The organism is Paucibacter sp. JuS9, assembly GCF_044043925.2.
Lineage (GTDB): Bacteria > Pseudomonadota > Gammaproteobacteria > Burkholderiales > Burkholderiaceae_C > JAUASW01.
Window position 1 is genome coordinate 2,972,098 of sequence record NZ_CP194172.1, and the last position, 12,461, is coordinate 2,984,558.

The following is a 12,461-nucleotide window of genomic DNA, read 5'->3' on the forward strand; positions in this document are numbered from 1 at the left end:
TTCGCGCCGTGCTGGCAACGCTTGGCGCCGCACGTGGATCGCACATCGCAAGCGGGTGGCAGGTGTTCTTCAGGATCCCGAGACTGGCTGCATCGACAACCAATCCCTCGGAGATCCGACATGAAAGCCAAGCTCCCCGCCTTGCTGTTCTCACTGCTCACCCTGATCGGCAGCGCCAGCGCAGCCACCGAAACACCGTTCGACGCGGCCTTCCAGCAATTCCAGATTGCACAACGCGACGACGCCGGCATCGAAGCCAGCGTCGAACAGTTCACCAAGTTGCTGGCCGCCGAGCCGGGCAGCCCGCTCCTGATGGCCTACACCGGCGCCGCCACCACCTTGCGTGCCCGCGCCGCGATGATGCCGTGGAAGAAGATGAGCCACGCTGAAGACGGCCTGGCCCAGATCGACAAGGCCTTGCAACTGCTGCAGCCGCAGCATGACCAGCAACTGCATCGCGGCACGGCCGTCTCTCTGGAGACCCGCTTCATCGCTGCCAACACCTTCCTGTCTCTGCCCTCGATGTTCAACCGCGCGGCACGCGGCGCCAAGCTGTTGGCCGACGTGCAGGCCAGCCCGATGTTCGCCCAGGCGCCGGCCGGCTTCCAGAACGCAGTGCGTGAGCGCGCCGCCAAGCTGGCCAAGGACGCCAAGTGAGCAGCGCCGTTGTCGAGCTGCGCCAGGTACGCAAGACCTATCGCCTGGGTATCCATCGCGTGCCCGCATTGCGCGGGGTGGACCTGAGCGTAGCCAGTGGCGAACTGCTGGCATTGACCGGACCTTCAGGCAGCGGCAAGAGCACCATCCTGAATCTCTGCGGGCTGATCGACAGGCCGGATGAGGGCCAGATCCTGCTCGGCGGCGAGCCGGTCGACCTGCGCCGTGATCGCGAGGCCACCTTGCTGCGCCGCGATGCCATTGGCTTCGTCTTCCAGGGCTTCAATCTGGTGCCGGTGATGACGGCGGCCGAGAACGTCGACTACCCGCTCTTCCTCGCGGGCATGGCGGCTGCCGAGCGCAAGGAGCGAGTCGCCGCTGCGCTGGCATCCGTGGGGTTGAGCGAGCATGCGCATCACAAGCCGGATGCACTCTCCGGCGGACAGCGCCAGCGCGTGGCCATTGCCCGCGCGCTGGTCAAGCGTCCGCGCCTGGTGATCGCCGATGAACCCACGGCCAGCCTTGATTCGGAGACCGCCGAGCAGGTGCTCGGCCTGATGCGCGAGCTCAGCCGCCGCCAGGGCGCGGCCTTCCTGATCGCCACGCACGACGAACGCCTGACCACGCGCTGCGACCGGATCATCGCCCTGCATGACGGCCGCATCGAGGAGTCCCTGCAATGAGCGCCGCCATGAAATGGCTGCAGTTCGCCTGGCTCAATACCCGGCGCAATGGCCGCCGCTCGGCCGTCACTTTGGCCATCGCAGCACTGGGCACCGCAGCCATGCTGCTGGCTGGCGGCTTCGCGATCTTCACGTATCAGAGCCTGGCTCAATCAGCGGCCCGCAGCACCGGCCACCTGGTCATCGCCAAGGCCGAGCAATTCACGAAGGATGAAGACCAGCCTCTGCAACACGGCATGGAAGGCTGGGAGTCCATGCGCCAGCGCATGCTGCTGGACGCCGACGTGCGCCAGGTGCTGCCGCGGGTCGAGTTCAGCGGCCTGATCTCCAATGGCGACAAGTCCACCGTGATGATGGGCAGCGGCATCGACCCCGATGCCGAGTTTGCGATCAAGGGTCCCTTCCTCACGATCAAGGAAGGCGCAGCATTGACCAGTGGCCAAGGCATGGCCGTGATGCTGGGCGAAGGCCTGGCGCGCAGCCTCAAGGCCAAGCCCGGAGACATGCTGACGCTGCTGGCCAGCACCACGGCAGGCGCCATGAATGCCATCGACGTGCAAGTGCAAGGCGTGTTCTCGACCGGCATTGCCGAGATGGACAAGCGCGCGCTCTACATCGACGTGAAGAGTGCCCAGGCCTTGCTGGACACCCAGCGCATTTCTTCTCTGGGCGTGTTCCTCAAAGGCATGGAAGCCACCGATGCAGCACAAGCGCGGATGCATGCCTTGCTGCCCGAGTTGACCGTGCGCACCTGGCTGGATCAGGCCATGTTCTATCGCAGCGTCAAGCAGCTTTATGACCGCATCTTCGGTGCACTGGGGATGATCATTGCGGTGATCGTGATCTTCGTTGTCAGCAATGCGATGGCCATGGCCATCATCGAGCGAACCCGCGAGATCGGCACCCTGCGAGCACTCGGCACGCTGCCTGGCCAGTTGCAGCGCACGCTGGCGCTCGAAGGCATGTTGCTCGGCGGCGGTGGCGCGGTACTCGGTGCCTTGCTGTCACTGGGCTTCAGCCTCTTCCTGATGGTCGTGCCGGTGAACATGCCGCCGCCACCCGGCTACTCCAAGGGCTATCCGCTCAACATCGCCATCGACCCGCAGCTCTACGCCCTCACGCTGGCCGCCATGCTGGTGCTGGCACTGTTGGCCTCGGCCTGGGTCGCCCGCAAGACCGTGCGCCTGCCCATCGTCGCGGCCTTGGCCCATACCTGAGATCCTCCCGATGAAAACGCTATTGATTGCCCTCGCCCTGGCGGCCCCGCTGGCCCAGGCAGCCGACGTCGCCACAATGCTGAAGAACGCCGATGCCTTCCGTGGCAGCGGCCAGCAGCAGATCGACACACTGATCGAGGTGTCGAACCCCGATGGCAGCCCCGACAAGGAGCGCCGCTACACCGTGCTGACCGCGCCCGAGCGCCGCTCGCTGGTGCTGATGACGAGCCCCGCGGAGAAGGGCCAGAAAGTCTTGATGCTGGGCGATGATTTCTGGCTGCTGATGCCGGGCAGCCAGCGGCCCATGCGCATCACGCCGACTCAGCGCCTGCTGGGAGATGCTTCGACCGGCGACATCGCCACGCAATCCTGGAGCGAAGACTACGAGGGAGCGCTGATCGGCGAAGAGCGCTGCGAAGCGCTGGCTTGCTGGCATCTGCAGTTGAAGGCCAAGCGCCGTGGCGTGACCTACCAGCGCATCGAGCTGTGGCTGGGAAAGGCGCGGCACGAGCCCTTGCATGCCGAGCTCTATGTTCAATCCGATAAGCTGGCCAAGAAGGCACGCTTCATCATGGACAAGACGCAGGTCACCGAGATGGTGCTGCAGGATGCGCTGAGCAACCGCAAGCTGACGCATGTGCGCTACCAGAGTCGCAAGCCGCGCCAGGTGCCGCAGAGCTGGTTCAACCCGATGTTCCTGGCGCGCAGCCCGGTGCTCGAATGAGGGCAGCGCTCTTGCTTCTCGCGCTGGCTGCGGGTGCGGCGCAGGCCGATATGTCCGGGCAACTGAGGCCGCAATGGCAGCAACGTACAGGCTCAGACCAGGGGCCACTGGCAGCAGCGGAAGCATTGCAGCCAGGGATAGCGCCGACTCCGCGTCCGGTCGCGATGATCGAGGCCGAGTTGCGCGGCCAACATGGGCCGCTGGCGGGCGCACTCTATCTGCAACAAAGGCGGCCCGCAGGTGGACCGGCAAGCTCGCGCGCCGTCGTGCAGGAGCTCTATGCCTCGGGCGAGCTGGGGGAGTGGCAGTTCAGCGCGGGTCGCAAGCTTGTGGCCTGGGATGTGGGCTTTGGCTTCAGGCCGAACGACGTGGTGGCTCGCGAAGAGCGACGCACGCTGCTGTCGGCCATGAGCCGCGGCCGGCCGCTGGTGCAGGCCGAGTACTTCACGGCCGAGACGGCCTGGAGCTTCGTCTGGGTCAATCCGCAATCCGGCAGCGATGCGCGACTGGGCGATGAGCAGGCCTTCGCAATGCGCGCGTACAAGCGCCAGGGTTCGACCGATTTGCATGGCTTCGCGCGCTGGGGCGAGCACACGAGGGCAAGCGTCGGCGCAGCCTTCTCTTCAGTGATTGGAGACAGCCTCGAGCTGCATGGCTCGGCCCGCGCGATGCAGCACAGCGATGTCTGGCGCATGAGCTCATCTGCCAGCCCGCTTGCAGGCAGCAACCCTTGGCGCCTGCAACGCGGCGATGCCTCAGCGCAAGTCCTGCTCGGTGGCAGCTGGACCGGCGAGAGCAAGCTCAGCGTGATGATGGAAGCCTGGTGGGATGGCAGTGCCTTGAGCGACTCACAGTGGCGCGGCTGGCAGGCGCGCAACGCCGCTGTGCTCTCTCTGACCGGCCGCGCGCCGTCAGCCGTGGTGGCGGGCAACCTGGCTTGGCAGACGCAGGCCTTCAACAACGGCAGCCTGCGCCGTCGCAACCTCTACGCACGCCTGGCCTGGGACCACGAAGGCTGGCATCCCGCCATTGACACCTTGTGGACGCCCGGCGACGGCGGCCGCATCAGCAGCGCCTCACTGGGCTGGTCCGGCAACCGCTGGCGCGTCGATGGCGGCGTGCGCATCTACGGCGGCAACAGGAACAGTGTCATCGCGCAGTTGCCAACGCGCCGGCTCGGCTATCTGGCTGCCACGTACTCGTTCTAGCTGGCACCATACTTGCGGAGGTCATTTCTTCACCATTTGCCTGCGAGACCCGACATGAGCTCATCCCTGCACCAGATCCCCGGCCGCACCCGCAAGCTGCCGCCGCTGCGCATTGGCGTGGGCGGGCCGGTCGGCTCGGGCAAGACGACGCTGGTGGAAGTGCTGTGCAAGGCACTGCGCATGCGCTACGACCTCGTCGTCGTCACCAATGACATCTACACCAAGGAAGATCAGCGCCTCCTGACCGTGGCCGGCGCGCTGGAGCCCGATCGCATCATGGGCGTGGAGACCGGTGGTTGCCCGCATACCGCAATCCGTGAAGATGCCTCGATCAATCTGGAGGCCGTGGACCGCATGCTGGGCCTGTTCCCGAATGCCGACATCGTCTTCATCGAAAGCGGTGGCGACAACCTGGCTGCGACCTTCAGCCCCGAGTTGTCGGACCTGACGATCTACGTGATCGACGTGGCGGCCGGCGAGAAGATCCCTCGCAAGGGCGGGCCGGGCATCACCAAGAGCGACCTGTTCGTGATCAACAAGACCGATCTTGCGCCCTATGTCGGGGCAAATCTGGAGGTGATGGAGGCCGACACGCGACGCATGCGGCCGAACCGGCCGTTCGTGATGAGCAACCTGAAGACCGGCGCCGGGCTGGATCAGGTGATCGACTTCATCGAGACCAAGGGCCTGCTGAAGGCCTGACGAAAAAAAGCGGCCACTCAGGCCGCTTGCAGCGTGATCACGCGGCGCTGGGGCGCGGGCTCGCTCATGCAGTGCGCCGCGCCGTGGCAGCGGTTGATGGCGGCGTCGAACTCTTCGCGCGCGCAATCCAGGCAGCTACCGCAAGCCGAGCCCACGGAGGTCTCGTCCTGCAGCAATTCGAAATTGCGCACGCCAGATGCCACCGCATGGCGGATGTCGCGGTCAGAAACTCGGCGGCAGAGGCAAACAATCATGGCGGCTGCGGGGCAATTCCGATGGAATGCCCGCAGCATAACGCAAATGCGAACCCTTCTCAATCACGTTCGCGATAGGCACATTGCGGCAAGGGCATGCGAACCAGGCGTCAGCTGCCCGCGCCTTCACCGACCTGGCTCTGCAGCCAGTTCTGCTCGCCCAGTTGGGCAACCAGGCCGATCTGGGTTTCCAGATGGTCGATGTGATCTTCGGTGTCCTTGAGGATGGCTGCGAGGATCTCGCGCGAGACGTAGTCGCGCACCAGCTCGCACTGGGCGATGCCGTCTTTCAGCACGGCCAGCGAGCCCACCTCGATGCGCAGATCGCATTCCAGCGTTTCAACCGCGCTTTCGCCGATGTAGAGCTTGCCGAGGTCTTGCAGATTGGGCAGCCCGTCAATCTGGAGGATGCGCTCGATCAGCTTGTCGGCGTGCTTCATCTCCTCGATCGACTCCTCGTACTCATGCTTGGCCAGGCGCAGCAGACCCCAGTTCTTCAGCATGCGGGCATGCAGGAAATACTGGTTGATCGCAGTCAGTTCGTTCTTCAGCTGGGCGTTCAGAAACTCCAGCACCTTCGCGTCGCCTTGCATCTTGTTCTCCTGAGGAAATTGACTGCCGGCCATTGTGCTTCGGCCGGGAATTGCACGGCCATATTTCCATGTTGTTCCGGCCGTACTGCGAAGCCTTCGCAATGGCATGCAGCAGTCAGTCATCGATTTTATTGCGCTTGCGAATCATTCTCATTTATAGTTGCTGCATGCCCACTCAACTCCCCGTCCAAGCGCCACTGACGCAGCAGGCATCGCCCATGCCAGCCTCGGCCGCCCGGCTGAGCAGCGAGGCCCTGCTGCGCGGCCGTCGCGAGGTCGAGATCGAGCACGCCGGCCAGGTCTACCGGCTGCGATTGACCATCCTCGGCAAGCTGATCCTGACCAAGTAATTCCCACCCTCACTGTCATCACCGCACCAGCCAGCCTGCGCCAGCCCGTGCCAGTCACCTCACAAGGACTCGCCCATGTTGTCGCGCAAGACTCCGGTCGCGCTGGCGCTTGTCGCCCTCTCAGGCTCCGCCCAGAGCCAAACCGCTCCCGCCACACCGACCGCTGAAGCCGCTCGCCTGGGCGAGCTGACCGTCAGCGCGACCCGCACTGAACGCAGCACCGACGCCGTACCCAGCACGGTGACGGTCTACGACAAGAAGCGCCTGCAGCAACGCCAAGCCCGCGACCTGAAGGACCTGCTCGAGAACGAGGTCGACATCGCCGTGCGCGCCGTCGCGCCGCGCTTCACCGCCACGGGCGCGTCGACCGGGCGCGGCGGCAATGAAGGCATCAACATCCGCGGCCTAGAAGGCAACCAGGTGCTGATGATGATCGACGGCATCCGCATGCCGCAGAGCTTCAGCTTTGGCGCCTTCGCCAGCGGCCGCGCCGACTACATGGACACCGACATGCTGGCCGGCGCCGAAGTGCTGCGCGGCCCGGCCTCGGCCCAGTTCGGCAGCGATGGCCTGGGCGGCGCCTTGAGCTTGCGCACGCTGTCGCCGTCCGATCTGCTGGGCAACGGCAAGACGCAAGCCGGCTTCGTCACGCTGGGCGCACTGAGCACCGACAACTCGAAGAAGGCCACTGCAGCCTTCGCTGCATCTTCCGGCGCTTGGGAGGGCCTCCTGATGGCCACGGTCCGGCGCGGCCACGAGACCACGAACCAGGGCGAGAACGAAGCGCTGAACAGCAGCCGCACGGCACCCAACCCGACCGACATCACGAGCGAAACGGTGATGGGCAAGCTGGACCTGAAGATCGACGCCCAGCAGCGCCTGATGGCCACGCTGGAAGCGCGCCGTCGAAAGATCGATACCGATGTGATCAGCGCCCGCGCCGCGACGTTCAGCGCTGCCACGCCCACCGCCGTGGTGTCACTGCGGGCGAATGACAAGCTGGATCGCCAACGCTTCTCGCTCGAGCATCACTATGAGGACCTGAATGCCGAATGGCTGCAGTCCTTGAAGACGACGGTCTATGTGCAGGACAGCGAAACCCGCCAGTACGCCTTTGAAGATCGCCACGTGTCGGCCGACCGCACCCGTGACGGCTCCTACAAGGAAAAGCTGATCGGCCTTTCCAGCATCGGCCAGACGCAGCTGAGTGGTCAGCGCCTGAGCTATGGCCTGGATGTCAGCCGCAACCGCATCGCAGGCCTGCGCGACGGCACGGTGCCGCCGGCTGGCGAGGCGTTCCCGAACAAGCCCTTCCCCGACACCGACTACACGCTGGCCGGCGCCTTCGTGCAGGACGAGATCGAGGCCGGGGACTTCAGCCTGATCCCGGCCCTACGCTTCGAGCACTATTCGCTCAAGCCCAAGGCGGACGGCTACACCGGCGGCACCGTGGTGGCGCTGTCAGACCAGGCCGTCACGCCGCGCCTGGGCCTGATCTGGCGCGCGGCGCCGGGTTTCCAACCCTATGCGCAATGGTCGCAAGGCTTCCGCGCACCGACGCCGGACCAGGTCAACAACGGCTTCGCCAATCCGGCCCAGGGCTACCGCAGCATTGGAAACCCCGACCTGAAGCCTGAGCATGCGAACAGCCTGGAAGCTGGCGTGCGCGGCAAGGTCACTGAAACGCTGCGCTGGCAGTTGAGCGCCTTCGACAACCGCTACCGCGACTTCATCAGCCAGGAAGTGGCGAGCGGCGCCGGCACGACCGCCAACCCCTTGGTGTTCCAGTACGTCAATCTCGCAAGGGCCCGCATCCGCGGTGCTGAAGCGCGACTGATGTGGCAAGCGATGCCAGGTCTGTCGTTCAGCACCGCCATCTCGCAAGCCCGCGGTCACAGCGAGCGTGCTGGCATCGAAACGCCGCTGGACACCGTGCAACCAACGCGCGCCAGCTTCGCCGCGCGCTGGGAAACAGGCGACTGGGAACTGCAGGCTTCGTGGCTGCACAGCGCGGCCAAGCCGGCTTCGCGCACCAGCGCCGCGACCAACTTCCTGCCCCCCAGCTACGACGTGCTGGACCTGGGCGCCACCTACAACATCAGCAAGGGCTTGCGCCTCGCTGCCTTCATCACCAATGCCACCGAAAAAAAGTACTGGCGCTGGTCTGACGTGCGCGGCATCGCCGCCAACAGCACCGTGCTCGATGCCTATACCGCCTCCGGCCGTCAACTGCAGCTGTCGCTGCGCGCCGACTTCTGATCAAGGAAAGGAAACCATGCAAGCCAGCTTTGAAAGCATCCGCCAGGCCTTTGCCTCGGCACGCCAGCAAGCCGACAAGCCAGCTCGCCACCGCGACATCGCGGCACGGCTGGCGGTCTCCGAAGGCGAACTGATTGCCGCCCATTGCGGGCGGTTCGCTCCCGACGAATCGCCGCTGCAAGCCCGCCGCCTGCGCGCCGAGTGGAGCCTGCTGATCGAGTCGCTGGAACCGCTCGGTGAATTGCTGGCGCTAACCCGCAACGAGTCCTGCGTGCACGAGAAGGTCGGCGTCTATGCCAATGCCAGCACGCAGCACGGCGTCGGCCTGGTGCTTGGCGGCGCCATCGACCTGCGCGTGTTCTATTCGCAATGGGCTCACGGCTTTACGATTGCAGAGCGCCTAGCAGACGGCGCCGTGCAGCGCAGCCTGCAATTCTTCGACCCGGCCGGCCAGGCCGTGCACAAGATCTTCCTGCGCCCCGGCACCAATGTCGCGGCGTTTGAATCGCTGGTCGAACTGTTCCTGGCCGACGACCAGCAGCCTGGCATCGAGCTGGGCCAGGCCTGGTCCGACGCGGCTGAGAAGCCGGATTCGGAAGTCGACGTGAAGGCTTTCCGCGAGGCCTGGGCTTCGATGCGCGACACGCACGAGTTCTTCGGCATGCTCAAGCGCTTCGGCGTCTCGCGCACCCAGGCCCTGCGCCTGGCGGATCCCGGATTCGCCCAGCCGCTGGCTGCGGCAAGCGCGCAGGAACTGCTCAGCCGCGCGGCTCAGGAGGCCGTGCCCATCATGTGCTTCGTTGGCAACCCCGGCATGATCCAGATCCACAGCGGCGCCGTGAAGCGAGTAGCCGTGATGGGGCCATGGCTCAATGTGCTGGACTCGGGCTTCAACCTTCATCTTCGCGAAGACCACATCGCCAGCGCTTGGGCTGTGCGCAAGCCCACCAGCGACGGATTGGTCTGTTCGCTGGAACTGTTCGACGACAGGCAACAGCTGATCGCCCAGTTCTTCGGCGAGCGCAAGCCGGGCCAGGCCGAGCGCTGCGACTGGCGCGAGCTGCTGGAAAGCCTGACCGACACGGCGCCATCGGAGGCCGCATGCTGAACCGCCGCGCCTTGCTGGCGCTGGCGCCTGCCGCGCTGGCATTGCGGCAAGCCCATGCAGCGCCGGCGCAGCGCCTGATCAGCGTCGGCGGCTCTATGACCGAAGTGGTCTATGCGCTGGGCGCCGAAGCCTCGCTGGTCGGTGTGGACAGCACCTCGGTCTACCCGGCCGTTGCACGCATGCTGCCGGACGTTGGCTACATGCGAACACTGTCGGCCGAAGGTCTGCTGGCGCTGGCGCCAACGCTGGTACTCGCGACCGAAGACGCCGGCCCGCCGGCCGTCCTGCGCCAGCTCGAACTGGCCAAGGTGCCGCTGCACATCCTGCGCTCGGAGCACCGGTTCGAAGGCCTGCTGGCGCGCGTCGAGCGTGTCGGCGAACTGCTCGGACGAACGCCGCAAGCTCGCGCGCTGGTTGAACGCATGCGCAATGGCTGGGCGACCGGTCAGCAGCGCGTGCAACAGCTCAGCCAGGCGAGCAAGCCGCCGCGCGTGCTCTTCGTGCTGGCTCACAGCATGGCGCAATTGCGCATTTCAGGCGAAGGCACGGCTGCGGATGCCATGCTGACCTACGCCGGCGCTCGCAACGCACTGGCTGGCGTGAGTGGCTACAAGCAGCTGACGCCTGAAGCGGCTATTGCCGCTGCGCCGGACGTGATCCTGACGACCAATGAGGGCCTGCAAGCCGCCGGCGGCATCGCGCCGCTCTTGCAAGCACCAGGGCTGGCCTTGACGCCAGCAGGTCGCGCCAAGCGCGTCATTGCATATGACGCGCTGGAGCTGCTCGGCTTCGGCCCGCGCCTGCCGCAGCTGCTGCCCAGATTGGCCGAGTCCTTGTACAAGGCATGAAGCAAGATTTGACCCTAGGCGGCGCCGTCATGCCAGCACGCAAGCTGTCGCGCCTCTCGTCTGTCGCAGCAATGACCTTGCTGACGCTGGTGGCGGCTGTCGTGTGCGCCCAGGTGGGCGCGCTGCCGATTCCTTTGGGCGACTGGCTCTTGCCACCCTGGGTGCAGACCGAGGCCTTCAGCGGCAGCGCGCATGTGCTGTGGCAACTGAGGCTGCCGCGCCTGGTGCTGGCCATGGCTGTCGGCGCCGCCCTGGCCTTGGCAGGCTCGCTGGCGCAAGCGCTGTTCCGCAATCCCATGGCCGACCCGGCCTTGCTGGGTGTCAGCAGCGGCGCAGGCGCGGCCGTGGCCTTGTCGCTGACCGTGTTTGCCAGCCTGCAGTTTGCGCTGCCGCCGGCCTTTCGGATGTGGATGCTGCCGATGGTCGGCTTCGCGGGTGCGCTGATCGTCTGCTTCGCGCTTGAACGGATGGCGCGTTGGCTTGCGCCGGGCTCGATCGCCGGGCTCCTGCTGACCGGCCTGGCCTTGCAGGCGATGTGCTTCGCGCTGATCGGCCTGTGCAGCAACCTCGCCAACGACGAGCAACTGCGGGCCATCAACTTCTGGACGCTGGGCTCGCTGGCCGGTGCGAACTGGATCATGGCTGGCGTGATGCTGGTCGCCCTCGCGCTGGGTTCCTCGGTCGCGCTGCGGATGGCCCAAGGGCTCAATGCCTTGGCCTTGGGCGAAGCCGCTGCGGCGCATGTGGGCATTGAGGTGCAGGGTCTGCGAGTTCGCTCCATCGCCCTGCTGGCCCTGCTCAGCGCGCTCGCCGTGGCCTGGTGCGGAAACATCGGCTTTATCGGCCTGATGGCGCCGCATCTGGCGCGCCAGTTCGTCGGCGCCGATCAACGCCGCTTGATTCCGGTTGCCATGGTGAGCGGCGCCCTGCTGCTGCTGATTGCAGACACGCTGGGCCGCACGGTCGCGAGCCCGGCCGAAGTGCCGGTGGGCGTGTTCAGCGCCTTGATCGGAGCGCCCTGGTTCCTCTGGCTGCTCAGAAGCGCGATGCGAAAAACGGGGAGTGCTTGATGAGTGCGCTGATGAAGATCGACAACGCAACGCTGGTCCTTGGCAGGCAGCGGTTCGGCCCTTTCAATCTGATGCTGCGGCCGGAAGAACGTGTGGCAATTCTTGGCCCCAGCGGCGCCGGCAAGTCCAGCCTCCTGAAGCTGCTGGCGCGAGAGCTGGCGCCGGCCAGCGGCAGCCTTGTCCTCGATGGCCGCGCGCTGGCCGAATGGCCGATCGCCAGCCTTGCCCGCCGCCGCGCGGTCCTGCCACAAACCCACGGCGTGGCCTTTGGGCTGCCGGTGGAACTGGTCGTCACCCTGGGGCGCGTTGCGCTGCGCAACGACCCGCAACAGGCGCGAATTGCCGAACTGGCCATGGCGCAGGCGCAGGCGAGCCACCTGATCGGCCGACGCTTCGACAGCCTCTCCGGCGGCGAGCAGGCGCGCGTGCAATTGGCCCGCGTGTTTGCCCAAGCCTGGGACGAGCGCAAAGGCCTCTTGCTGTTTGACGAGCCGCTGGCCGCGCTGGACCCAGGCCTCACCCTGGAGCTGATGCAGGCCATGCAGCATTTCGCGACCGAGCGCGGCCATGCGCTGGTGGCGGTACTGCATGACTTGAACATCGCCCTCAATCACTTCGATCGCCTGTGGCTGCTGCGCGAAGGCCGCATCCTCGCCGATTGCGATGCCGTGCCTGCCTGCCTGCCGCTGCTGGAGCAGCTCTATGGCGTACGCATGCGCCTGCTGCGCGACGCCGAGGGTCTGGCGGTGCTGGCCAGCCCGCTGCAGTGCCTGGCCCAGGCCGCCTGA

At 66.0% G+C, this 12,461-nt stretch carries 14 protein-coding genes; 12 read left to right on the forward strand and 2 right to left on the reverse strand.

Features of this window, described 5'->3' with window-relative positions; all coding sequences use genetic code 11:
* Window positions 1-120: 120 nt before the first annotated feature.
* The 6 genes from ABT392_RS13300 to ureG all read left to right on the forward strand — a co-directional run bounded on the left by ABT392_RS13300 (window position 121) and on the right by ureG (window position 5,191).
* Window positions 121-657, forward strand: coding sequence for a hypothetical protein (locus ABT392_RS13300; protein WP_395385566.1), 537 nt, complete (start codon window positions 121-123; stop codon window positions 655-657).
* Window positions 654-1,340 carry an ABC transporter ATP-binding protein gene (locus ABT392_RS13305; protein WP_395385565.1) on the forward strand — a complete coding sequence of 229 codons (687 nt, stop codon included), beginning with the start codon at window positions 654-656 and terminating at the stop codon, window positions 1,338-1,340. Before ABT392_RS13300 ends, ABT392_RS13305 begins: the two co-directional genes overlap by 4 nt.
* Window positions 1,337-2,557: an FtsX-like permease family protein gene (locus tag ABT392_RS13310; protein WP_334276319.1), complete on the forward strand. Its 1,221-nt coding sequence runs from the start codon at window positions 1,337-1,339 to the stop codon at window positions 2,555-2,557. The genes ABT392_RS13305 and ABT392_RS13310 overlap by 4 nt, the downstream gene beginning before the upstream one ends.
* Before the next feature lie 10 nt (window positions 2,558-2,567).
* Entirely contained in the window at window positions 2,568-3,281 is a 714-nt protein-coding gene (locus ABT392_RS13315) for an outer membrane lipoprotein-sorting protein (RefSeq protein ID WP_395385564.1), read from the forward strand.
* A gap of 125 nt (window positions 3,282-3,406) precedes the next feature.
* Window positions 3,407-4,489 (forward strand): hypothetical protein, encoded by a 1,083-nt coding sequence (locus ABT392_RS13320; protein WP_395385563.1) that lies wholly within the window; start codon window positions 3,407-3,409, stop codon window positions 4,487-4,489.
* 54 nt (window positions 4,490-4,543) lie between these two features.
* Window positions 4,544-5,191 carry an urease accessory protein UreG gene (ureG, locus tag ABT392_RS13325; protein WP_334276322.1) on the forward strand — a complete coding sequence of 216 codons (648 nt, stop codon included), beginning with the start codon at window positions 4,544-4,546 and terminating at the stop codon, window positions 5,189-5,191.
* Between the two features lie 17 nt (window positions 5,192-5,208).
* On the opposite strand, the gene ABT392_RS13330 is transcribed toward ureG, so the two are convergent.
* A complete protein-coding gene (locus tag ABT392_RS13330; RefSeq protein WP_334276323.1) occupies window positions 5,209-5,445 on the reverse strand; it encodes a (2Fe-2S)-binding protein in 237 nt (78 codons plus the stop codon).
* Window positions 5,446-5,555: 110 nt separating this feature from the next.
* The gene (bfr, locus tag ABT392_RS13335) at window positions 5,556-6,038 is read right to left on the reverse strand and encodes a bacterioferritin (protein ID WP_334276324.1); all 483 of its coding nucleotides are present in this window, start codon (window positions 6,036-6,038) and stop codon (window positions 5,556-5,558) included.
* 167 nt (window positions 6,039-6,205) lie between these two features.
* Here bfr and hemP point away from each other — a divergent pair, with 167 nt between their 5' ends.
* The 6 genes from hemP (at window position 6,206) to ABT392_RS13365 (ending at window position 12,461) form a co-directional block, all read left to right on the forward strand.
* Complete coding sequence (gene hemP / locus ABT392_RS13340; protein ID WP_464970792.1) at window positions 6,206-6,388, forward strand: hemin uptake protein HemP; 183 nt, start codon at window positions 6,206-6,208, stop codon at window positions 6,386-6,388.
* A gap of 75 nt (window positions 6,389-6,463) precedes the next feature.
* Window positions 6,464-8,647, forward strand: a complete 2,184-nt coding sequence (locus tag ABT392_RS13345) for a TonB-dependent hemoglobin/transferrin/lactoferrin family receptor (RefSeq protein WP_395385561.1) — start codon at window positions 6,464-6,466, stop codon at window positions 8,645-8,647.
* 16 nt (window positions 8,648-8,663) lie between these two features.
* The gene (locus ABT392_RS13350; protein ID WP_334276327.1) at window positions 8,664-9,755 is read left to right on the forward strand and encodes a hemin-degrading factor; all 1,092 of its coding nucleotides are present in this window, start codon (window positions 8,664-8,666) and stop codon (window positions 9,753-9,755) included.
* Window positions 9,749-10,603: a heme/hemin ABC transporter substrate-binding protein gene (locus tag ABT392_RS13355; RefSeq protein ID WP_395385560.1), complete on the forward strand. Its 855-nt coding sequence runs from the start codon at window positions 9,749-9,751 to the stop codon at window positions 10,601-10,603. The genes ABT392_RS13350 and ABT392_RS13355 overlap by 7 nt, the downstream gene beginning before the upstream one ends.
* A 29-nt stretch (window positions 10,604-10,632) precedes the next feature.
* Entirely contained in the window at window positions 10,633-11,673 is a 1,041-nt protein-coding gene (locus ABT392_RS13360) for a FecCD family ABC transporter permease (protein WP_334276329.1), read from the forward strand.
* The gene (locus ABT392_RS13365; protein WP_395385559.1) at window positions 11,673-12,461 is read left to right on the forward strand and encodes an ATP-binding cassette domain-containing protein; all 789 of its coding nucleotides are present in this window, start codon (window positions 11,673-11,675) and stop codon (window positions 12,459-12,461) included. The genes ABT392_RS13360 and ABT392_RS13365 overlap by 1 nt, the downstream gene beginning before the upstream one ends.

Excerpts from the sequence above, each read along its gene's own strand:
- ABT392_RS13360 (WP_334276329.1), top strand. The coding sequence starts at position 10,633 with ATGCCAGCACGCAAGCTGTCGCGCCTCTCGTCTGTCGCAGCAATGACC.
- ABT392_RS13355 (WP_395385560.1), top strand. The coding sequence starts at position 9,749 with ATGCTGAACCGCCGCGCCTTGCTGGCGCTGGCGCCTGCCGCGCTGGCA.
- ABT392_RS13345 (WP_395385561.1), top strand. The coding sequence starts at position 6,464 with ATGTTGTCGCGCAAGACTCCGGTCGCGCTGGCGCTTGTCGCCCTCTCA.
- ureG (WP_334276322.1), top strand. The coding sequence starts at position 4,544 with ATGAGCTCATCCCTGCACCAGATCCCCGGCCGCACCCGCAAGCTGCCG.
- ABT392_RS13310 (WP_334276319.1), top strand. The coding sequence starts at position 1,337 with ATGAGCGCCGCCATGAAATGGCTGCAGTTCGCCTGGCTCAATACCCGG.
- ABT392_RS13350 (WP_334276327.1), top strand. The coding sequence starts at position 8,664 with ATGCAAGCCAGCTTTGAAAGCATCCGCCAGGCCTTTGCCTCGGCACGC.
- hemP (WP_464970792.1), top strand. The coding sequence starts at position 6,206 with ATGCCCACTCAACTCCCCGTCCAAGCGCCACTGACGCAGCAGGCATCG.
- ABT392_RS13300 (WP_395385566.1), top strand. The coding sequence starts at position 121 with ATGAAAGCCAAGCTCCCCGCCTTGCTGTTCTCACTGCTCACCCTGATC.
- ABT392_RS13365 (WP_395385559.1), top strand. The coding sequence starts at position 11,673 with ATGAGTGCGCTGATGAAGATCGACAACGCAACGCTGGTCCTTGGCAGG.
- ABT392_RS13315 (WP_395385564.1), top strand. The coding sequence starts at position 2,568 with ATGAAAACGCTATTGATTGCCCTCGCCCTGGCGGCCCCGCTGGCCCAG.
- ABT392_RS13330 (WP_334276323.1), bottom strand. The coding sequence starts at position 5,445 with ATGATTGTTTGCCTCTGCCGCCGAGTTTCTGACCGCGACATCCGCCAT.
- bfr (WP_334276324.1), bottom strand. The coding sequence starts at position 6,038 with ATGCAAGGCGACGCGAAGGTGCTGGAGTTTCTGAACGCCCAGCTGAAG.